The organism is Pseudomonas sp. BMS12 (genome assembly GCF_001592875.1).
GTDB lineage: Bacteria > Pseudomonadota > Gammaproteobacteria > Pseudomonadales > Pseudomonadaceae > Aquipseudomonas.
The window spans coordinates 31,382-50,106 of record NZ_LSOF01000008.1; the positions used below are offsets into that span (position 1 = coordinate 31,382).

An 18,725-nucleotide genomic window follows, 5' to 3' on the forward strand; every position below is an offset into this window, starting at 1 on the left:
TCAGTCAAACATGCCCACATAGCGAGGGTGGCTGGCCACGCGGCCGAGCCAGGCATTGATCGCCGGATAGGCGGCCAGATCGAAGCCGCCCTCGTAGGCCACGTGGGTGTAGGCATATAGGGCGATGTCCGCGAGGGTGCACTGCTCGCCCACCAGGTACGGGGTACGCTGCACCTGCTGCTCCATCACCTTGAACGCCTTGTAGCCGCCCTTGTGACAGTTCTCATACTCGGCCAGGCGTGCCTCTGGCAGGCCCTGATACAGCTGGATGAAGCGCGCCACCGCCACGTAGGGCTCGTGGCTGTACTGCTCGAAGAACTGCCACTGCAGCATCTGCGTACGCAGACGCGGCTCGGCGGGGATGAACTCGCTGCCATCGGCGAGGAAATTGAGGATGGCGTTGGACTCCCAGAGGAAGGTGCCGTCCTCCAGCTCCAGTACCGGAATCTTGCCGTTGGGGTTCTTGGCCAGGAACTCGGCGGTCTGCGTCTCGCCCTTGAGGATGTCGATCGGCAGCCACTGGTACTCGCGGCCGAGCAGATGGAGCATCAGCTTGACCTTGAAGCAGTTGCCGGAACGGTAATCGCCGTAGACCTTGAGCATGGCTATTGCCCTCCTTGCTCGCGCAGAGCACTTTGCGCTTCACGAATAACCGCCGCCAGGCGACGTAGGCCCTCACCGAGCTTCTCCGGCGGCACATGGCTGAAGTTCAGTCGCAGATGCCCGGGGTTGGCGTCTGGTTCGACGAAGAACGGCTCACCGGGCATGAACGCAACGTTCTGTGCCATGGCCGGTTGCAGCAGGGTGCGGGTATCCAGCTTGTCGTTCAGGGTCAGCCAGAAGAACAGCCCGCCCTGCGGCACCTGCCAGCTGGCCAGCTCGCCGAAGTGCTCTTCCAGCGCGCCCTGCATGGCATCGCGGCGCACCCGGTAGAACTCGCGCAGCTCGGCCAGGTGAGCCTGGTATTTCTCGGTGCCGATCCACTGCAGCGCCTGCCACTGGCCGATACGGTTGGTGTGCAGGTCGGCGGCCTGCTTCAGGCGCAGCAGGTGCGGGAACAGGTCCGGACTGGCGATCAGGAAGCCCACGCGCAGGCCCGGCAGCAGGGTCTTCGACACGGTGCCGGTGTAGATCCAGCTGGCGCGCTGCAGGCGGCTGACGATGGGCGTGGCACTGCCGGCGTCGAACACCAGCTCGCGGTAGGGTTCGTCCTCGATCAGGGTGACGTTGAACTCGTCCAGCAATGCCGCCACGGCGTCGCGCTTGGCCTCGCTGTAGCGCACGGCGGACGGGTTCTGAAAGGTCGGGATCAGGTAGGCGAAGGCCGGTTTTTGCTGCTGCAGGCGCTCGCGCAGGGCTTCCAGCTCGGGGCCGTCGGCCTCCTGGGGCACGGTGATGCAATCGGCGCCGAACAGTTGGAAGGACTGCAGCGCGGCCAGGTAGGTCGGCGCCTCGACCAAAATCTCGGTACCCGGATCGATGAACAGCTTGCTGGCCAGGTCCAGGGTCTGCTGCGAGCCACAGACGATCAGCACCTGGCTGGCATCGCACTTGACGCCCAGCTTGTTGGCCTCGGCGGCAATGGCCTCGCGCAGCGCCGGCTCACCCTCGCTCATGCCGTACTGGCCGATGGACGTCGGCATTTCGCTCCAGTCCACCTGCGGCAGCATCGGCTCGGCCGGCAGCCCGCCAGCGAAGGACATCACCTCCGGACGCTGCGCCGCAGCGAGGATTTCGCGAATCAGGGAGCTTTTCAGGCGGGCAACGCGTTCGGAGAAGGCCATGAGATCACCGGTAGCACAGGCAGGGAGAATTGGGTCAAACTGATTGACCGAAACTACGATGGCCGCAGCGGATACGTCAATATGCTTGACCTGAAAAAGCCGACCACTCAGCAGGCCGCCATGGAAGCGTTCTTCTTCGGCTACCAGGCGTTTACCGCCAAGGCCGATGAGATGCTGGCCAGGCGTGGCCTGTCGCGGGTGCATCACCGCATCCTGTTCTTCATCGCCCGCCACCCGGGTCTGAGTGTGACCCAGCTGCTCGGTTACCTGGGCGTGAGCAAGCAGGCGCTGAACATTCCCCTGCGCCAGCTGCAGGAAATGCACATGGTGGAAGGCGTCGCCGCCGCCGAGGACAAGCGCAAGCGTCTGCTCGGCCTCACCGCCGAGGGTGCCAAGCTGGAGCTGGCACTGCGTCGCGAGCAGAGCAAGCTGCTAGAGCGCGTTTTTCAGGAGGCCGGCGAGCCCGCGGTACAGGCCTGGCTGGCGGTCAACCAGGCGCTGGGCAAGGCCCACCAGAGCAGCAACGAGGGCTGAACCGCCGCTTACCCTGCCGGCTGCCCCTGCAGTTCGCGGGCACCGCGAAAGAACACCAGGGCCATGGCCAGCGAGCCGCCCAACAAGGGAATGATCGCCAGCAGCACCAGCACCACCGAAGCGAACATGGCACCCCCGGCGACCTCCAGCCAGGCCATCGCTCGCAACGCCGGGTAAGGATCGCGGATTCGCACCAGCACGATGCCCAGCCACAACGTCGCCAGTCCCAGCAATAGCAGAACCCCGAAAAAGCTAATGGTTTGCCAGCCCAGGCTGGTGGAAATCGCATCGCCCCAGAGCCAATCGAGCAGCTCGCTCAACAGGCTGAAGAATACGATCAGGCCGATAGGCACGCCGAGCCCGCCAGCGGCGAAGCGCTGCTGCAGAAAAGCGCCCAGACGCAGCAGCAGATAGCAGCCCAGCACCGTGGAGAACAGGCTCAGCCAGTCCCCGACCCTTTCGGCGATAGTTCCCGGCGCATCACCGGCCAGAAAAGCCGCGACCAGTGCCACCAGCGTACTGAGGATCGACGCCAGGCTCAGCCAACCCAGCAGCCGCAGTTGCCGGGCGCTCCATCCGCTCAGTGCTGGCGGCGCCTGCTCATCGATCAACGCTACCTGAGGTGCCGCATAGGGGTTGTTCGGGTCCATGGAATTTCCTTATGCAATGGGAACAGTCTTCCTCGTCAGAACGCACGACCACAACTGTACCGACGAATGTCGATTCCGCTGTACCGCGACGCCGCCCTGCGCTGCGCATAGGCTGCCAGCAACTTCGGAGAATCGCCATGACCCTGGAACTGCTGCTCGCCTTCGTTCTCTTCGCCTTCGTCACCTCGGTGACGCCCGGCCCGAACAACATGATGTTGCTCGCCTCCGGGGTGAACTTCGGCGTGCGCCGCAGCCTGCCGCACCTGCTTGGCATCAGCCTGGGCTTCATGATCCTGGTGATGGCCGTGGGCCTGGGCCTGGGCCAGCTGTTCGAGCAGTTTCCGCCGCTGTACGGCGCCCTGCGTTATGGCGGCGCCGCCTACCTGTTGTACCTGGCCTGGAAGATCGCCGGCTCTGGCGCGCCCGATGCAACCGGCAACGAGCAGGGCAAGCCCTTTACCTTCCTCCAGGCGGCGGCCTTCCAGTGGGTCAACCCCAAGGCCTGGATCATGGCCATCGGCGCCATCACCACCTACACGCCGCAGGATGGTTTCCTGGTCAACGTGCTGCTGATCGCCGCGCTGTTCGCCCTGGTCAACTGCCCGACCTGCGGCCTCTGGGCCATGGCCGGTAGCCTGTTGCGCCGCTGGCTGGAGCGCCCGGCGGTGCTGCGCGGCTTCAACATCGGCATGGCCTTGCTGCTAGTGGCCTCGCTGTACCCTATCCTGATCGACGTCAAGGGAACCTTCTGATGAGCACGGAAGCCATGAACACCGCCCCGCGCTTGCGCCCGCTGGCCGACTCCTCGCCTTCGGCGGTCGTCGCCGGCTTCGTCGCCACCCTTACCGGCTACACCAGTTCACTGGTGCTGATGTTCCAGGCCGGCCAGGCCGCCGGTTTGAGCGCCGCGCAGATTTCCTCCTGGCTGTGGGCGCTGTCTATAGGCATGGCGATCTGCACCATCGGCCTGTCGCTGCGCTACCGCGCGCCTGTGGTGGTGGCCTGGTCGACGCCGGGCGCGGCGCTGCTGATCACCAGCCTGCCGGGCGTGAGCTACCCGGAAGCCATCGGTGCCTTCGTGGTCTGCGCCCTGCTGCTCAGCCTGCTGGGCATCTCCGGCGCCTTCGAGCGGGTCATGCGCCACCTGCCAGGTTCGCTGGCCGCCGCGCTGCTGGCCGGCATCCTGTTCCGCATCGGTAGCGAGATCTTCGTCGCCGCGCAGACCAGCACCGCGCTGGTGCTGGCGATGTTCTTCACCTTCCTGCTCGGCAAGCGCCTGGCGCCCCGCTATGCGGTGCTCGCCGCGTTGCTGGTCGGCGGGGTAACGGCCGCCCTGCTGGGCATGCTCGACTTCAGCCAGTTCGAGCTGCAGGTGGCAGTGCCGGTGTGGACCACGCCGAGCTTCTCCCTCGGCGCGGCGATCAGCATCGGCATTCCGCTGTTCGTGGTGGCCATGGCCTCGCAGAACATTCCCGGCCTGGCCGTACTGCGCGCCGACGGCTACGACCTGCCGCCCTCGCCACTGATCGCCACCACCGGCATCGCCTCGTTGCTGCTGGCACCGTTCGGCTCCCACGGCATCAACCTGGCCGCCATCAGCGCCGCCATCTGCACCGGCTCGGAAGCCCACGAGGACAAGCGCAAGCGCTATACCGCCGCCCTGTGGAACGGCGTATTCAACCTGCTGGCCGGGATCTTCGCCGCCACCCTGGCCGCCCTGTTCATCGCCCTGCCCAGCGCCCTGGTGCTGTCGATCGCCGCCCTCGCCCTGCTCGGCTCGATCGGCAACGGCCTGGCCCAGGCCATGCAGGCGCCGGCCGAGCGCGACGCGTCGCTGATCACCTTCATGATCACCGCCTCGGGCATGACCCTGCTGGGCATCGGCTCGGCCTTCTGGGGCCTGGTTGGCGGTGCGGTGACCCTGCTGATCCTCAACTGGAAGAAATAGCCGAAACGCCTACGAAAAACGCCGCGCCCCTGCAAAGGGACGCGGCGTTTTTTTCTGCATCGGCAACAGGGGTGATGGTGACTCAGGCCGCCTGCGCTTCCTCCGCCGCCAGCTCCTTACCGTGGGCGAAGTTGACCCACCAGCCGAACGCTGCAGCAGTGAAGAACATGATGAAGCTGTAGATCGCCGCCGGAATGCCCATGGTGGCGTTGTTCAGCAGCATCGGGCTGAGCGCCAGGGCAATCGCCAGGGTGCCGTTGTGGATGCCAATCTCCATGCCGATCGCCACCGCCTGCCGGCGCGGCAGCTTCATCAGGCGCGGCACGCCATAGCCGACCCCGAGGCTGACCAGGTTGAACAGCAACGCGGCCAGGCCGACTACCGGGGCGTACTCGACCACGGTCTGCCAGTCCTTGACGAAGGCCAGCACCACCACCAGCAGCAGGAACAGCGCGGAGATGATCTTCACCGGCTTTTCCATGGCATTGGCGAAGCCCGGCGCCAACTTGCGGATGACCATGCCGATGGCCACCGGGCCGAGCACGATGGCAAACACCTGCACCACCTTGGCGAACTGCAGCGGGATGGCCTGGTCGCCTTCCATGAAATAGGCCAGCGACAGGTTGACGATCAGCGGCATGGTGAGGATGGCCACCACCGAGTTGACCGCGGTCAGCGTCACGTTCAGTGCCACATCACCGTGGGCCAGGTGGCTATAGAGGTTGGCACTGGTACCGCCGGGCGAGGCGGCCAGGAGCATCAGCCCCACCGCCAGGGCCGGCGCCAGGCCGAAGCCCTTGGCGATGAAGAAACACACCAGCGGCAATAGCAGCAACTGGCAGCCCAGACCGATCAGCACCGGTTTGGGAAACTTCACCACCCGAGCGAAGTCGGCGACAGTCAGTGAGAGGCCCAAGCCGAGCATGATGATGCCCAGGGCAATAGGGAGGAATGCGGTCAGCAAGGGCGAAGCAGTCATTATTGTTGTTCTCCGTAACGTTAAGGCTGCTGCGATTCTTGACGAGCCCGACAGGCTTGTAACTGGCTTTGTGCGCCAAACTCCCACGTACTCGTTACAGAATGCAAAAAGGGCGCCCTAGAGCGCCCTTTTCATCAGATGGCGGTCGCTCCGCCATCAACCGCCAGCGCATGGCCGGTGGTGAAGCCGGCCGCATCACTGCACAGGTAAAGCACCGCAGCGGCGATCTCCTCGACCTTACCGATACGCCCGACCGGATGCATCCCGGCCACGAATTCGGCCTTCTTCGGATCGGCCTCGTAGGCGCGACGAAACATGTCGGTATCGATGACCGCCGGGCATACAGCGTTGACGCGAATTTTCTTCTTGCCGTACTCGACGGCCGCCGACTTGGTCAGGCCGATCACCGCATGCTTGGAGGCGGCATAGATGCTCATCTTCGGCGCGGCACCCAGACCGGCAATCGAGGCAGTGTTGACGATGGCGCCACCACCCTGAGCCAGCATGAGGGGCAGCTGGTACTTCATGCACAGCCACACGCCCTTGACGTTGACCCCCATGATCGCGTCGAACTCGGCCTCGCTGCCTTCGGCCAGCTTGCCCTTCTCGATCTCGATGCCGGCGTTGTTGAAGGCGTAGTCCAGGCGGCCATAGGTGGCCACGACCTGCGCCATCAGCGCCTGCACCTCGGCATCGCGAGTCACGTCGCAGCGCACGAAGGTGGCTTCACCGCCAGCCTCGCGAATCAGTTGCGCGGTGCCTTCACCGCCTGCAACGTCGACGTCGGAGACCACCACCTGCAGGCCTTCGGCCGCGAAGGCCTGGGCGGTGGCACGACCGATACCTGCGGCGCCACCAGTAACCAGGGCGACCTTGCCGGAGAAACTCATGCTCATCAATGCATCCTCGACGGGAGTGAAATCTGCGACGAGTCTAGCCAGTGCGGCGGTGCCTGCGTCAGCACTATCAGGACAGCATTGGGCGACGCATCCAAACTAGTGATAAAGAACTACTACCCTAATCATCCAAACTCATACCAAAGCATTCTGTTGGACAACAAACCTTGCCGCCCTGCCTGTAGAGGGCTATCACCACTGCTTCACTTTCCGGAGTCACTGCCATGTCCCAGACCAACCGCCAGTTCCTGCTCGCCAAGCGCCCGGTCGGCGCCGCCACCCGCGACACCTTTTCCTACGTGGAAACCCCGGTCGGCGAGCCCGGCCCGAATCAGATCCTGGTGGAAAACCTCTACCTGTCCCTGGACCCGGCCATGCGCGGCTGGATGAACGACGCCAAGTCCTACATTCCGCCGGTCGGTATCGGCGAAGTGATGCGCGCCCTCGGCGTGGGTAAGGTGCTGGCCTCCAACCACCCGGACTTCGCCGTCGGCGACCACGTCAACGGTGCTCTCGGCGTGCAGGACTACTTCTGCGGCGAGCCGCGCGGCTTCTACAAGGTCGACCCGAGCCGTGCGCCGCTGCCGCTGTACCTCTCGGCGCTGGGCATGACCGGCATGACCGCCTACTTCGCCTTCCTCGACGTCGGCCAGCCGAAAGCCGGCGACACCGTGGTGATTTCCGGCGCCGCCGGCGCGGTGGGCAGCGTGGTCGGGCAGATCGCCAAGATCAAGGGCTGCCGCGTGGTCGGCATCGCCGGCGGTGCCGAGAAGTGCAAACTGCTGAAGGACGAGCTCGGTTTCGACGGGGTGATCGACTACAAGAACGAAGACCTGCACGCAGGCCTCAAGCGCGAATGCCCGAAAGGCGTGGATGTGTATTTCGACAACGTCGGTGGCGAGATCCTCGATGCCGTGCTGACTCGCATCGCGCCCAAGGCCCGCATCGTCATCTGCGGCGCCATCAGCCAGTACAACAACAAGGAAAACGTCAAAGGCCCGGCCAACTACCTGTCGCTGCTGGTCAACCGTGCTCGCATGGAAGGCTTCGTGGTAATGGACTACGCCGCGCAGTTCGCCGACGCAGCCAAGGAAATGGGCGGCTGGATGGCCGAAGGTAAGCTGAAGAGCAAGGAAGACATCGTCGAAGGCCTGGAAACCTTCCCGGAGACCCTGGGCAAGCTGTTCAGCGGGGAGAACTTCGGCAAGCTGGTGCTCAAGGTTCGCTGAAAAACGCCACGCGGTGCGCCAGTTCCTGGCGCACCCAGCCACTTCACTGATCTAGCTCCGGTCCCACGAAGGCGTGAGCCCAGGGGCACAAACCCCGGATTCCCGCCTACGCGGGAATGACCAATCTCAGCTCAGCTCGGCAACCATCGCCGCCAGGGCTTGCGCCGGGTCGGCGGCCTGGCTGATCGGGCGACCGATCACCAGGTAGTCGGAACCCGCCTTCATCGCGTCGGCCGGGGTGAGGATGCGGCGCTGGTCGTCGGCGGCGCTGCCGGCCGGACGAATCCCCGGGGTGACCAGCTGCAGGGCCGGTTGCGCGGACTTCAGTGCTGGAGCCTCCTGAGCCGAGCACACCAGGCCATCCATGCCGGCTTGCGCAGCCAGACCCGCCAGGCGCAGCACCTGCTCCTGCGGGGCGATATCCAGGCCGATGCCGGCCAGATCGTCCTGCTCCATGCTGGTCAGCACGGTCACGCCGATCAGCAGCGGTTTGGCGCCACTCAGCTTGTCCAGCTCGTTGCGGCAGGCGGCCATCATGCGCAGGCCACCGGAGCAGTGCACGTTGACCATCCACACGCCCAGCTCGGCAGCGGCCTTGACCGCCATCGCCGTGGTATTGGGGATATCGTGGAATTTCAGGTCGAGGAATACCTCGAAGCCCTTGGCTTGCAGGGTTTCCACCACCGCCGGGCCGCTGCGGGTAAACAGCTCCTTGCCGACCTTGACCCGGCACAGCGCGGGGTCGAGCCGCTCGGCCAGCGCCAGGGCAGCGTCACGGGAAGGAAAGTCGAGGGCAACGATGATCGGGGTCTGGCAGGACATGGCAGGCTCACAGGCAAGTCGAAAACGCCGCGCATTGTAGCGGAACCGCTCGCGCCGGTCAGAACACCTTGTCCAGTGCCAGCGCGGTCATGAACCCACCCAGGGTGATCAGGCCGGTCAGCGCATGGGTTTCGGCGAAGGCCTCGGGAATCATGCTGTCGACCAGCATGCACAGCACGGCACCGGCGGAGAAGCCGAGGACAAACGCCAGCCAGGTGTCCGGCAGCCCGGTGAACAACGCTGGGCCGGCCATGGCCGCCAGGCCCGAGAGCAGCACGATCACGCCCCACAGGCCAAACACCCAGGCCCGGCTGCGCCCCTCGTCACGCAGGCTGGCGGCACTGGCCAACCCTTCCGGCAGGTTGGAGAGGAAGATCGCCACCAGCATCACCAGGCTGACCTGACCGCCCTGCAGCAGACCCAGGCCAAGCCCCAGGGATTCGGGGATACCGTCGAGAAACGCCCCTGCAGCGATCAGCAGGCCGACCAGGGCGCCCCGTCCGCTGCTCTGCAGACCATCCAGCCAGCGGTCAGCCAGCACGAACGCCAGACCGCCGCAGAACATCCCGCCCAGCGTCGGCAGATGGCCGCCCAGTTTCAGCGCATCCGGCAACTGATCGAAGCAGATCGCGGCGATCAGCACGCCGCTGCCATAAGCCATGATGGAGGCCACTGCCTTGCGCGGCAGCCTGAACATCACCCCGATCGCCGCCCCCAGCAACAGGCTGCTGGCCGCCAGCCAGCCCCACAGCCCGGCCTGCAGCACCATTCCCCAATTCATGCGTACTCCTTAGGTTCTTATTCGTCGCGCTAATGCTTCCGTACCAATACGCCGGAGTTAGACTGGCGGCCCGCTTTCAATTCAGGCAGCAGTAATGGCCCGTCTCCAGCTCGACTTCTCGCTACAGCAATTCTGCTACAGCACCCACATGACCGTGCGCAGCACCGACATCAACGCCAGCAATCACCTGGGCAACGACGCCATGATCTCGATGATTTCCGAGGCCAGGGCACGTTTTCTGTATGACTTCGGCATCCGTGAGGCCGACCAGCAGCACGGCATCATAGTCACGGACCTGGCCACCATGTATCGCGCCGAATCGCATTCACGTGACCAGTTGCTGTTCGAGGTCGGGGTGATGGACTTCAACCGCTATGGCGGCGACATCATCTTCCGCATCACCCGCCCGGCAGACGACACCCTGATCGCCCTGGCGAAGTCTGGCTTCGTATTCTTCGACTATCTGGCAGGCAAGGTGACAGAAATGCCGGACGACTTTCGCACCAAATTTCCAGAGGTCAACTGGCTGTAAGCCGCCTCAATAGAGTGCGCTCGCAACCAGCAGCGCACCATTGCAAGCCAGAACACTCGATACTCACCTGCCCTCCCCACGCATTTAGTGGCCTGTACAAAGCTGGCCCAGGCTTTGCTTAAGGCTAAGCATCGGCATCCAACGGCGGTTGCCCCACATACGACAAAGGCGTCGCGACACCCTCAGGGTGGCGCGACGCCTTTTGCGTTTTGGCCCCAGCGATCGGGGTGGGTGGACGAGCCGTGATCCGGGCGTCGACCAGTACTCTCTTCATAACGGTTGTGGCCTAGGCCACACGGTCCTGGCCAAAAGCCGGGGCCACCCCGGCAGACGGCCGGCGACGTGCCCACGAACTCGGCGCCGCCCGTCCACCGGGACTTTCTCCTGACGAGGTGTTGGATGAATACAAGTTTCTGGAAAGCCGGCCACGCACCGACGCTGTTCGCCGCCTTCCTCTATTTCGATCTGAGTTTCATGGTCTGGTACGTACTCGGCCCGCTGGGCGTACAGATCGCCAGCGACCTGGGCCTGAGCACCCAGCAACGCGCCATGATGGTCGCCACGCCGATCCTGGCGGGCGCCGTACTGCGCCTGTTCATGGGCGCCCTGGCCGACCGTACTTCCCCGAAAACCGCCGGCCTGCTCGGTCAACTGGTCGTTATCGGCGCACTCGCCGCCGCCTGGCTGCATGGCATCCACAGCTACGAGCAGGCCCTGCTGCTCGGCCTGTTCCTCGGCTTCGCCGGTGCTTCCTTCGCCGTGGCCCTGCCGCTGGCTTCGCAGTGGTATCCGCCGCAGCACCAGGGCAAGGCCATGGGCATCGCCGGGGCTGGCAACTCCGGCACCGTGCTGGCTGCATTGTTCGCCCCGGTTCTCGCCGCCACGTTCGGCTGGGGCAATGTGTTCGGTCTGGCGTTGATCCCGCTGGTGCTGACCCTGATCATCTTCGCCAGCGTGGCCAAGAACGCCCCCGAACGCCCGGCGCCCAAGTCCATGGCCGACTACCTGAAAGCCCTGGGCGACCGCGACAGCTGGTGGTTCATGTTCTTCTACAGCATCACCTTCGGCGGCTTCCTCGGCCTGGCCAGCACCCTGCCCGGCTACTTCCACGACCAGTACGGCTTCGATCCGGTGAAAGCCGGCCTGTACACCGCCGCCTGCGTCTTTGCCGGCAGCATGATGCGCCCGCTGGGCGGCGCCCTGGCCGACCGCATCGGTGGCATCCGCTCGCTGCTGATGATGTATACCTGCGCCTCGCTGTGCATCGCCGCTGTCGGCTTCAACCTGCCCAGCGCCTATGCCGCCCTGGCCCTGTTCGTGGCCGCCATGCTCAGCCTGGGTGCCGGCAACGGCGCGGTGTTCCAACTGGTGCCGCAGCGCTTCCGCAAGGAAATCGGCGTGATGACCGGTCTGGTCGGCATGGCCGGCGGCATCGGCGGTTTCTGCCTCACCGCCGGTCTCGGTGCCATCAAGCAGGCCACCGGCGACTACCAGTTGGGCCTGTGGCTGTTCGCCAGCCTCGGCGTGCTGGCCTGGTTCGGCCTGCATGGCGTCAAGCTGCGCTGGCGTACCACCTGGGGCAGCGCCGCCGTAACCGCCGCCCGCGTATAAGCCTGCGACGGGGCCGGATTCCAATCCGGCCCTGTTCCAGGTCGGTTGCGACAAAGGCGGGGGCGACTACACACTCCCAAGCACTGGTCAGGAAAGGTGGCGTGGCGACACGCCGGGATAGCGTACCGACCCAGCCTTTGTCTCAACCGACTTGTTTTTCTTCGGGCGCCTATGGGCGCCTTTTGCTCGTAGAGAGTCCAGATGGCCCTGCAACTGAGTTTTGGTGAAGCCACCGCCACCGGCCCGCGCACGGAGAACCAGGATGCCGTGCGAGTGGTCACCCCGGCCCCCGGCCTGGCGGCCAGCAAAGGCTTCCTGCTCGCCCTGGCCGACGGCGTCAGCCAGTGCGCCGATGGCGGCCTGGCGGCCCGAGCCACCTTGCAGGCGCTGGCCCTGGACTACTACGCCACGCCGGAGACCTGGGCCGTGGCGCAATCCCTTGATCGCCTGCTGGTGGCCCATAACCGCTGGCTGCAGGCCAACGGTGGCGGCCAGCCGCTGCTCACCACCCTCTCCGCCCTGGTCTTGCGCGGGCGCCGCTTCACCCTGGCCCATGTCGGCGATTGCCGCGTCTACCGCTGCTACCAGGGCCAGCTGGAGCGCATGAGCGAGGACCATGTCTGGGAACAGCCCGGCATGCAGCACGTACTCAAGCGCGCCATGGGCCTGGATCAGCACCTGGTGGTGGACTATCTGGAGGGCGAGTTGCGTGAAGGCGAGCGCTACCTGCTGGTCAGCGACGGCGTCTGGTCGGCCCTGGGCGACAGTACCATCCGCAACCTGCTGGCCGACGAAGCGGACCCGAACGCCGCCTGCCGTGCCCTGGTTGCGGCCGCCCACCTGGCCGGCAGCCAGGACAACGCCAGCGCAGCACTGGTCTGCGTCGAAGCGCTGCCCGACAACGACCTGGCCGACACCCTGGCGCAGCTGCGTCACTGGCCTCTGCCGCCCAAACTGCGTGACGGCCAGGAGTTCGAGGGCTGGCAGATCGAACGCCTGCTGGCCGAGTCACGCCAGTCGCTGGTCTATCGGGTCCGCGACGTCCAATCACGGCGCTGGCTGCTGAAGACCCTGCCCGCCAGTCGCCATGACGAAGAACAGGCCGCGCCCGCGCTGCTACTGGAGGAATGGTTCCTACGCCGCGTCGCCGGCCGCCACTTCCCCGAGCTGCACCCGCTGCCGCAGCGTCAGCACCTGTATTACGTGCAGCGCGAATACGCCGGGCAGACCCTGGAAGAACACCTGCGGCTGAGCGGTCAGCTGGGCCTGCCGGAATGGCTGGATCTGGCACCACGCCTGCTCAAGGCCGTGGGCATGCTGCATCGGCGCAACATCCTGCACCGCGACATCAAGCCGGAGAACCTGCTGTGGGGTGACGACGGCGAGCTGCGCCTGCTCGATTTCGGCCTGGCCTACTGCCCCGGCCTGTCCCGCGATGAACAACACAGCCTGCCCGGCACTCCCAGCTACATCGCTCCGGAAGCCTTTGCCGGAGCCAGCCCGGATCGAAGCCAGGACCTCTACGCCGCCGGCGTTACCCTCTATCGCCTGCTCACCGGCCACTACCCCTACGGCGAGATCGAGGCCTTCCAGCACCCGCGCTTCGGCAAGCCAACACCGCCCAGTCGCTACCGCCCCGACCTGCCCGCCTGGCTCGACGAATGCCTGCTCCGCGCCGTGGCCAGCAACCCGCAGGAGCGCTTCGAGACCGCCGAGGAATGGTTGCTGCTGCTCGAACACGGCGAACGCCAGGCCTTGACCCTGCGCGCGCGCCCGCTGCTCGAAGGCGAACCGCTGAAGGTCTGGCGTGGCGTGGCGCTGATATCGCTGCTGCTCAATCTGGTGCTGCTGGTCACCCTGCTCTAAGTGCGAGCAAGCAACGCTCCGCGCAACGGCAGCGATCCGGCCACTGCTGCGCAAGCCAACCGCACCACAACAGCGCGAGCCGCTTTAAACGAGTGCACCAGAAGCCACAGAAAGCCTCCTTGATGCCTCTAATTCGGGGCTGATCAGGCTCTCTCACAATTGGCACGCTGCCTGCATTATCGGTTTTGACATTACATAAAGCCCAACCCTCAACGTAGAGGGTCGAGCTTCCCGACAGATCGGGACCAGGACAAAGGCGTCCTCGCTAGTGAGCTAGCGGGACGCCTTTTTTGTTTTTCGCGATTTGAGATGCAGGAGATGGCCGGCATGAAAAAACTCAAGCTGGTACTGGTAGGCAACGGCATGGCCGGGGTACGCACCCTGGAGGAGCTGCTCAAGCTCGCCCCCGACCTCTACGACATCACCGTGTTCGGTGCCGAGCCGCACCCCAACTACAACCGCATCCTGCTGTCTCCCGTGCTGGCCGGCGAGCAGAGCTTCGATGACATCGTGCTCAACGACCTGGCCTGGTATCGCAACAACCACATCGACCTGCGCCTGGGCCGCAAGGTCGTCAGCATCGACCGCAAGAAGCGCGTCGTCACCGCCGACGACGGCAGCACCGCCGAATACGACCGCCTGCTGCTGGCCACCGGTTCCACGCCCTTCATGCTGCCGATCCCCGGTAACCGCCTTAAGGGCGTGATCGCCTACCGCGACATCGCCGATGCCCAACGCATGATCGAAGCTGCGGCCAGCCACAGCCATGCCGTAGTCATCGGCGGCGGCCTGCTCGGTCTGGAGGCCGCAAACGGCCTGCGCCAGCGCGGCATGGAAGTGACCGTGGTACACCTCGCCGACTGGCTGCTGGAACGGCAACTGGACAGAACCGCCGGCAAGCTGCTGCAGAGCGCCCTGGAAGCTCGCGGCATCCGCTTCCGCCTCAACGAGCAGACCGAGGAGCTGTTGGACTATGGCAGCGAGCGCGTTTGCGCCGTGCAGTTCAAGAGCGGCGACGTGATTCCCGCCGACCTGGTGGTGATGGCCGCCGGCATCCGCCCCTGCACCGAGCTGGCGGAAAAGGCCGGCATTCCCTGCAACCGCGGCATCCTGGTCGACGACTGCCTGCAAACCTACGATCCACGCGTCTACGCCATTGGCGAATGCGCCAACCACCGCGGCATCGCTTACGGCCTGGTCGCCCCGCTGTTCGAGCAGGCGCAGGTCTGCGCCAACCACCTGGCCATGCTCGGCACCGCCCGCTACAAGGGCTCGGTGGTTTCCACCAAGCTCAAGGTCACGGGTATCGAGCTGTTTTCCGCCGGTGATTTCATGGGCGCGGAAGGCACTGAAACCATCACCCTCAACGACCCCATCGACAACATCTACAAAAAGCTGGTGATCAAGGATGACGTGCTGGTCGGCGGCTGCCTGTATGGCGACACCCTCGACGGCGGCTGGTACTTCCAGCAGATCCGCGACAACGCCAACATCGGCCCGATCCGCGACCACCTGATGTTCGGCGCCGCCAGCGGCGTGGGTGTCTGAACCGATGACCCTGCCCGCCCCCAATCCCGCCCTGCGCACCACCGCCGCGACTTGCTGCTACTGCGGTGTCGGCTGCGGCGTACTGATCGACCACGATGGCGAACGCATCAGCGGCGTGCGCGGCGACCCCGAGCACCCGGCCAACTTTGGCAAGCTGTGCAGCAAGGGGTCGACCCTGCACCTGACCGGCGACCTCGATGCCCGTGCCCTCTACCCCGAGTTGCGCCTGGGCAAGGGGCTGGCCCGGAGCCACACCAGCTGGGACAACGCCCTGGATCACGCCGCGAACATTTTCGCCGAGACCATCCTCGAACACGGCCCGGACAGCGTGGCCTTCTACATCTCCGGCCAGTTGCTAACCGAGGACTACTACGCCTTCAACAAGCTGGCCCGTGCCCTGGTCGGCACCAACAACATCGACTCCAACTCACGCCTGTGCATGAGTTCGGCCGTGGTCGGCTACAAGCGCAGCCTGGGCGCCGACGCGCCGCCGTGCAGCTACGAGGACATCGAGCAGGCCGACTGCCTGCTGATCGCCGGCAGCAACATGGCCTTCGCCCACCCGATCCTGTTCCGCCGCCTGGAAGCAGCCAAGGCTGCGCGGCCCGAGATGAAGATCATCGTGGTCGACCCGCGGCGCACCGACACCTGCGACCTGGCCGATCTGCATCTGGCCATCGCCCCCGGCACCGACGTGGCGCTGTTCCACGGCCTGCTGCATCTGCTGCTGGCAGGCGGTGACTACGACCCGGCCTATATCGACGCCCACACCGAGGGCTTCGAGGCACTGCGCAACCTGGTCGCCGACTACCCGCCCAGCGAAGTGGCGCAAGTGTGCGGCATCAGCGAGAACGATCTGCGCCGCACCGCCGAGCTGATCGGCCGGTCGCCCGCCTTCCTGTCGCTGTGGTGCATGGGCCTCAACCAGTCCAGCGCGGGTTCGGCCAAGAACAGCGCACTGATCAACCTGCATCTGGCCACCGGGCAGATCGGCAAGGTCGGCGCCGGGCCCTTCTCCCTCACCGGTCAGCCCAACGCCATGGGTGGCCGCGAGACCGGTAGCCTGAGCAACCTGCTGCCGGGCCACCGCGAGGCTGGCAACGCCGAGCACCGCAGCGAAGTCGCCCGCTACTGGGGCGTCGATGAGCTGCCAGAACGACCGGGGCTGACTGCCGTGGAACTGTTCGAGGCCGTGCGTGCCGGCAAGATCAAGGCCCTATGGATCGCCTGCACCAACCCGGCCCAGTCCCTGCCGGATCAGCAGAAGATCCACGAGGCCCTGACCCTGTGCCCCTTCGTGGTGGTGCAGGAAGCCTTCTTCACCACCGAAACCTGCAAGTACGCCGACCTCCTGCTCCCGGCCGCCAGCTGGGGCGAAAAGGAAGGCAGCGTGACCAACTCCGAGCGGCGCGTGACCCACGTGCGCCGCGCCGTGCCAGCGCCCGCAGAGGCGCGGCCGGATTGGGCGATCACCACCGACTTCGCCCGTCGCCTCGAACAACTGCTCCGCCCCGGCCTGCCAAGCCTGTTCAACTTCCTCAGCGCCGAAATGCTGTTCGAGGAGTACAAGCACCTCACCAGCGGTCGCGACCTGGACCTGTCCGGTCTGAGCTACGCGATTCTGGATAACCAAGGTCCGCAACAATGGCCCTTCCCGGCTGGCGCCCAGCAGGGCACCGCACGCCTGTACGGGGATGGCCGCTTTCCCACCGCCAGTGGCCGTGCTCAGTTCGTTGCCGATGCCTACGTGCCAGCGAGAGAACGGCAGGAACGGGACTTCCCGCTGCTGCTCAACACCGGCCGCCTGCGCGATCAGTGGCATGGTATGAGCCGCACCGGCACCGCCGCACGGTTGTTCGGCCATGCACCGGAGGCTGTCCTCGGCCTGCACCCGGACGAGCTGCGCAGCCGCGACCTGCAGCTGGGCGAACTGGTCCAGCTGCGCAGCCGGCGTGGCAGCCTAACCCTGCCGGTACAGGCCGACGACAGCCTGCAACCCGGCCATGCCTACCTGCCGATGCACTGGGGCGACCGCTTCCTCAAGGGACTGGGCACCAACGTACTGACCCAACCGGCCTTCGACCCGCTGTCCAAGCAGCCGGAGCTGAAACTCAGCGGCGTGCAGGTCGAGAAAGCCGAGCTGCCCTGGCAGCTCTTCGCCCTGGTGGAAGGCGACGTACAGCGCCGCCTCACCGCTCTGCGCCCGCTGCTCGAAGGCTTCGCCTACGCCAGCCTGACGCCGACCGGCCGCGAAGAACGCCCGGCGCTGCTGATTCGCGCTGCCAATACCAGCGCCCCGGACGCCACCCAGCTGGCGCTGATCGATGCCCTGCTCAAGGTCGACCAAGGCCCGGTGCTGAGCTACGACGATCCGCGCCGTGCCGTAGGCAAGCGCGTGCGCATCGAGGACGGGCGCATCGTCGCCATCCGCCTGGCCGGCGAAACCGCCGCCCGCGACTGGCTCAAGGGCCTCTGGCAGGAAGGCAAGGCCGAGACCGACCTGCGCCGCTGGCTGCTGGCACCTCTGGCCACCCCGCCCGGCGGCGGCATCAAGGCCAGCAAAACCCTGTGCAACTGCATGAACGTCAGCCAGGACGCCGTCTGCGCAGGCATTGCTCGTGGCCTTGACCTGAACGGTCTGAAGAGCGAACTGAAGTGCGGCACCAGCTGCGGCTCGTGCGTACCGGAAATCAAACGACTGCTGAACAGCCATACGGCGGCCGTCGCCGTGGAAGCCTGAGGAGAACGACATGAGCGCAAAAGTCTGGCTGGTAGGCGCAGGCCCCGGCGACCCGGAACTGCTGACCCTCAAGGCGGTGAAAGCCCTCAACCAGGCCGAGATCGTGATGATCGACGACCTGGTCAACCCGGCCGTGCTGGAGCACTGCCCCTCCGCCCGAGTGGTACCGGTAGGCAAACGCGGCGGCTGCCGCTCCACCCCGCAGGCCTTCATCCATCGCCTTATGCTGCGCTACGCCCGCCAGGGCAAATGTGTGGTGCGCCTGAAAGGCGGCGACCCGTGCATCTTCGGGCGTGGCAGTGAGGAAGCCGACTGGCTGGCCGCGCACGGCATCGAAGTGGAAATGGTCAACGGCATCACCGCCGGCCTGGCCGGCGCCACCAATTGCGGCATTCCCCTGACCCTGCGCGGCGTGGCTCGCGGCGTGACCCTGGTCACCGCCCACACCCAGGACGACAGCAGCCTCAACTGGCAGGCCCTGGCCCAGGGTGGTACCACCCTGGTGGTGTATATGGGCGTGGCCAAGCTGCCGGAAATCCGCGAGAGCCTGCTGGCGGGCGGCATGCGCGCCGACATGCCGGTGGCGATGATCGAGAACGCCTCGCTGCCACAACAGCGCGAGTGCCGCAGCAGCCTGGCCGCCGTGCAGCAGGATGCCCAGGACTTTCAGCTGAAAAGCCCGGCGATTCTGGTGATCGGTGAAGTGGCGGCGCAACAACAGATTCAAGTTTTGGCAGAGATTGCCTGATCCCCTTCGCTCCCGCGGAGTAGTGCCTCGCCCGGCCGTATGGCCGGGCTTTTTTTT

The 18,725-nt window shown here is 65.6% G+C and carries 16 protein-coding genes and 1 pseudogene; 10 read left to right on the forward strand and 7 right to left on the reverse strand.

Going from position 1 to position 18,725, the window contains the following annotated elements; all coding sequences use genetic code 11:
• Nucleotides 1-603 carry a glutathione S-transferase family protein gene (locus AYB31_RS08670; protein WP_068827746.1) on the reverse strand — a complete coding sequence of 201 codons (603 nt, stop codon included), beginning with the start codon at nucleotides 601-603 and terminating at the stop codon, nucleotides 1-3.
• Nucleotides 604-605: 2 nt separating this feature from the next.
• A complete protein-coding gene (locus tag AYB31_RS08675; RefSeq protein WP_068827747.1) occupies nucleotides 606-1,784 on the reverse strand; it encodes an aminotransferase-like domain-containing protein in 1,179 nt (392 codons plus the stop codon).
• A gap of 81 nt (nucleotides 1,785-1,865) precedes the next feature.
• On the opposite strand from AYB31_RS08675, the gene AYB31_RS08680 reads away from it, so the two are divergent.
• Nucleotides 1,866-2,318 (forward strand): MarR family winged helix-turn-helix transcriptional regulator, encoded by a 453-nt coding sequence (locus AYB31_RS08680; RefSeq protein ID WP_068827748.1) that lies wholly within the window; start codon nucleotides 1,866-1,868, stop codon nucleotides 2,316-2,318.
• 8 nt (nucleotides 2,319-2,326) lie between these two features.
• Here the strand turns inward: AYB31_RS08680 and AYB31_RS08685 are convergent, their stop codons facing one another.
• Entirely contained in the window at nucleotides 2,327-2,968 is a 642-nt protein-coding gene (locus AYB31_RS08685) for a hypothetical protein (protein ID WP_068827750.1), read from the reverse strand.
• Nucleotides 2,969-3,105: 137 nt separating this feature from the next.
• On the opposite strand from AYB31_RS08685, the gene AYB31_RS08690 reads away from it, so the two are divergent.
• Nucleotides 3,106-3,720: a LysE family translocator gene (locus AYB31_RS08690; RefSeq protein ID WP_068827752.1), complete on the forward strand. Its 615-nt coding sequence runs from the start codon at nucleotides 3,106-3,108 to the stop codon at nucleotides 3,718-3,720.
• The gene (locus AYB31_RS08695) at nucleotides 3,720-4,916 is read left to right on the forward strand and encodes a benzoate/H(+) symporter BenE family transporter (protein WP_153020674.1); all 1,197 of its coding nucleotides are present in this window, start codon (nucleotides 3,720-3,722) and stop codon (nucleotides 4,914-4,916) included. Before AYB31_RS08690 ends, AYB31_RS08695 begins: the two co-directional genes overlap by 1 nt.
• 82 nt (nucleotides 4,917-4,998) lie before the next feature.
• On the opposite strand, the gene AYB31_RS08700 is transcribed toward AYB31_RS08695, so the two are convergent.
• Nucleotides 4,999-5,895 (reverse strand): bile acid:sodium symporter family protein, encoded by an 897-nt coding sequence (locus tag AYB31_RS08700; protein ID WP_068827754.1) that lies wholly within the window; start codon nucleotides 5,893-5,895, stop codon nucleotides 4,999-5,001.
• Between the two features lie 134 nt (nucleotides 5,896-6,029).
• Nucleotides 6,030-6,791, reverse strand: a complete 762-nt coding sequence (locus tag AYB31_RS08705; protein ID WP_068827756.1) for an SDR family oxidoreductase — start codon at nucleotides 6,789-6,791, stop codon at nucleotides 6,030-6,032.
• A gap of 224 nt (nucleotides 6,792-7,015) precedes the next feature.
• Between AYB31_RS08705 and AYB31_RS08710 the strand changes: the two genes are divergently transcribed.
• The gene (locus AYB31_RS08710; RefSeq protein ID WP_068827757.1) at nucleotides 7,016-8,020 is read left to right on the forward strand and encodes an NADP-dependent oxidoreductase; all 1,005 of its coding nucleotides are present in this window, start codon (nucleotides 7,016-7,018) and stop codon (nucleotides 8,018-8,020) included.
• Nucleotides 8,021-8,146: 126 nt separating this feature from the next.
• Here the strand turns inward: AYB31_RS08710 and pyrF are convergent, their stop codons facing one another.
• Nucleotides 8,147-8,842, reverse strand: a complete 696-nt coding sequence (gene pyrF, locus AYB31_RS08715) for an orotidine-5'-phosphate decarboxylase (protein ID WP_068827758.1) — start codon at nucleotides 8,840-8,842, stop codon at nucleotides 8,147-8,149.
• 58 nt (nucleotides 8,843-8,900) lie between these two features.
• On the reverse strand, nucleotides 8,901-9,623 hold the full coding sequence (locus tag AYB31_RS08720; RefSeq protein ID WP_068827760.1) for a ZIP family metal transporter: 723 nt from the start codon (nucleotides 9,621-9,623) through the stop codon (nucleotides 8,901-8,903).
• Nucleotides 9,624-9,717: 94 nt separating this feature from the next.
• Here AYB31_RS08720 and AYB31_RS08725 point away from each other — a divergent pair, with 94 nt between their 5' ends.
• From AYB31_RS08725 to cobA, 6 genes and pseudogenes are all read left to right on the forward strand, one after another.
• The gene (locus AYB31_RS08725; protein WP_068827763.1) at nucleotides 9,718-10,155 is read left to right on the forward strand and encodes a thioesterase family protein; all 438 of its coding nucleotides are present in this window, start codon (nucleotides 9,718-9,720) and stop codon (nucleotides 10,153-10,155) included.
• A gap of 399 nt (nucleotides 10,156-10,554) precedes the next feature.
• A complete protein-coding gene (locus tag AYB31_RS08730; protein ID WP_068827767.1) occupies nucleotides 10,555-11,766 on the forward strand; it encodes a nitrate/nitrite transporter in 1,212 nt (403 codons plus the stop codon).
• A 201-nt stretch (nucleotides 11,767-11,967) separates the two neighbouring features.
• On the forward strand, nucleotides 11,968-13,632 hold the full coding sequence (locus tag AYB31_RS08735) for a bifunctional protein-serine/threonine kinase/phosphatase (RefSeq protein ID WP_068827769.1): 1,665 nt from the start codon (nucleotides 11,968-11,970) through the stop codon (nucleotides 13,630-13,632).
• Between the two features lie 327 nt (nucleotides 13,633-13,959).
• A pseudogene (locus AYB31_RS08740) lies at nucleotides 13,960-15,156 on the forward strand (NAD(P)/FAD-dependent oxidoreductase); the annotation flags it as partial.
• 28 nt (nucleotides 15,157-15,184) lie between these two features.
• Nucleotides 15,185-17,920, forward strand: a complete 2,736-nt coding sequence (locus tag AYB31_RS08745; RefSeq protein WP_068827771.1) for a nitrate reductase — start codon at nucleotides 15,185-15,187, stop codon at nucleotides 17,918-17,920.
• Between the two features lie 10 nt (nucleotides 17,921-17,930).
• Nucleotides 17,931-18,668: a uroporphyrinogen-III C-methyltransferase gene (gene cobA / locus AYB31_RS08750; RefSeq protein WP_068827773.1), complete on the forward strand. Its 738-nt coding sequence runs from the start codon at nucleotides 17,931-17,933 to the stop codon at nucleotides 18,666-18,668.
• The last annotated feature ends 57 nt before the right edge of the window (nucleotides 18,669-18,725 follow it).

Bases quoted from the DNA above. Each gene is read 5' to 3' on its own strand.
- AYB31_RS08670 (WP_068827746.1), bottom strand. From the start codon at position 603: ATGCTCAAGGTCTACGGCGATTACCGTTCCGGCAACTGCTTCAAGGTC.
- AYB31_RS08675 (WP_068827747.1), bottom strand. From the start codon at position 1,784: ATGGCCTTCTCCGAACGCGTTGCCCGCCTGAAAAGCTCCCTGATTCGC.
- AYB31_RS08680 (WP_068827748.1), top strand. From the start codon at position 1,866: ATGCTTGACCTGAAAAAGCCGACCACTCAGCAGGCCGCCATGGAAGCG.
- AYB31_RS08685 (WP_068827750.1), bottom strand. From the start codon at position 2,968: ATGGACCCGAACAACCCCTATGCGGCACCTCAGGTAGCGTTGATCGAT.
- AYB31_RS08690 (WP_068827752.1), top strand. From the start codon at position 3,106: ATGACCCTGGAACTGCTGCTCGCCTTCGTTCTCTTCGCCTTCGTCACC.
- AYB31_RS08695 (WP_153020674.1), top strand. From the start codon at position 3,720: ATGAGCACGGAAGCCATGAACACCGCCCCGCGCTTGCGCCCGCTGGCC.
- AYB31_RS08700 (WP_068827754.1), bottom strand. From the start codon at position 5,895: ATGACTGCTTCGCCCTTGCTGACCGCATTCCTCCCTATTGCCCTGGGC.
- AYB31_RS08705 (WP_068827756.1), bottom strand. From the start codon at position 6,791: ATGAGCATGAGTTTCTCCGGCAAGGTCGCCCTGGTTACTGGTGGCGCC.
- AYB31_RS08710 (WP_068827757.1), top strand. From the start codon at position 7,016: ATGTCCCAGACCAACCGCCAGTTCCTGCTCGCCAAGCGCCCGGTCGGC.
- pyrF (WP_068827758.1), bottom strand. From the start codon at position 8,842: ATGTCCTGCCAGACCCCGATCATCGTTGCCCTCGACTTTCCTTCCCGT.
- AYB31_RS08720 (WP_068827760.1), bottom strand. From the start codon at position 9,623: ATGAATTGGGGAATGGTGCTGCAGGCCGGGCTGTGGGGCTGGCTGGCG.
- AYB31_RS08725 (WP_068827763.1), top strand. From the start codon at position 9,718: ATGGCCCGTCTCCAGCTCGACTTCTCGCTACAGCAATTCTGCTACAGC.
- AYB31_RS08730 (WP_068827767.1), top strand. From the start codon at position 10,555: ATGAATACAAGTTTCTGGAAAGCCGGCCACGCACCGACGCTGTTCGCC.
- AYB31_RS08735 (WP_068827769.1), top strand. From the start codon at position 11,968: ATGGCCCTGCAACTGAGTTTTGGTGAAGCCACCGCCACCGGCCCGCGC.
- AYB31_RS08745 (WP_068827771.1), top strand. From the start codon at position 15,185: ATGACCCTGCCCGCCCCCAATCCCGCCCTGCGCACCACCGCCGCGACT.
- cobA (WP_068827773.1), top strand. From the start codon at position 17,931: ATGAGCGCAAAAGTCTGGCTGGTAGGCGCAGGCCCCGGCGACCCGGAA.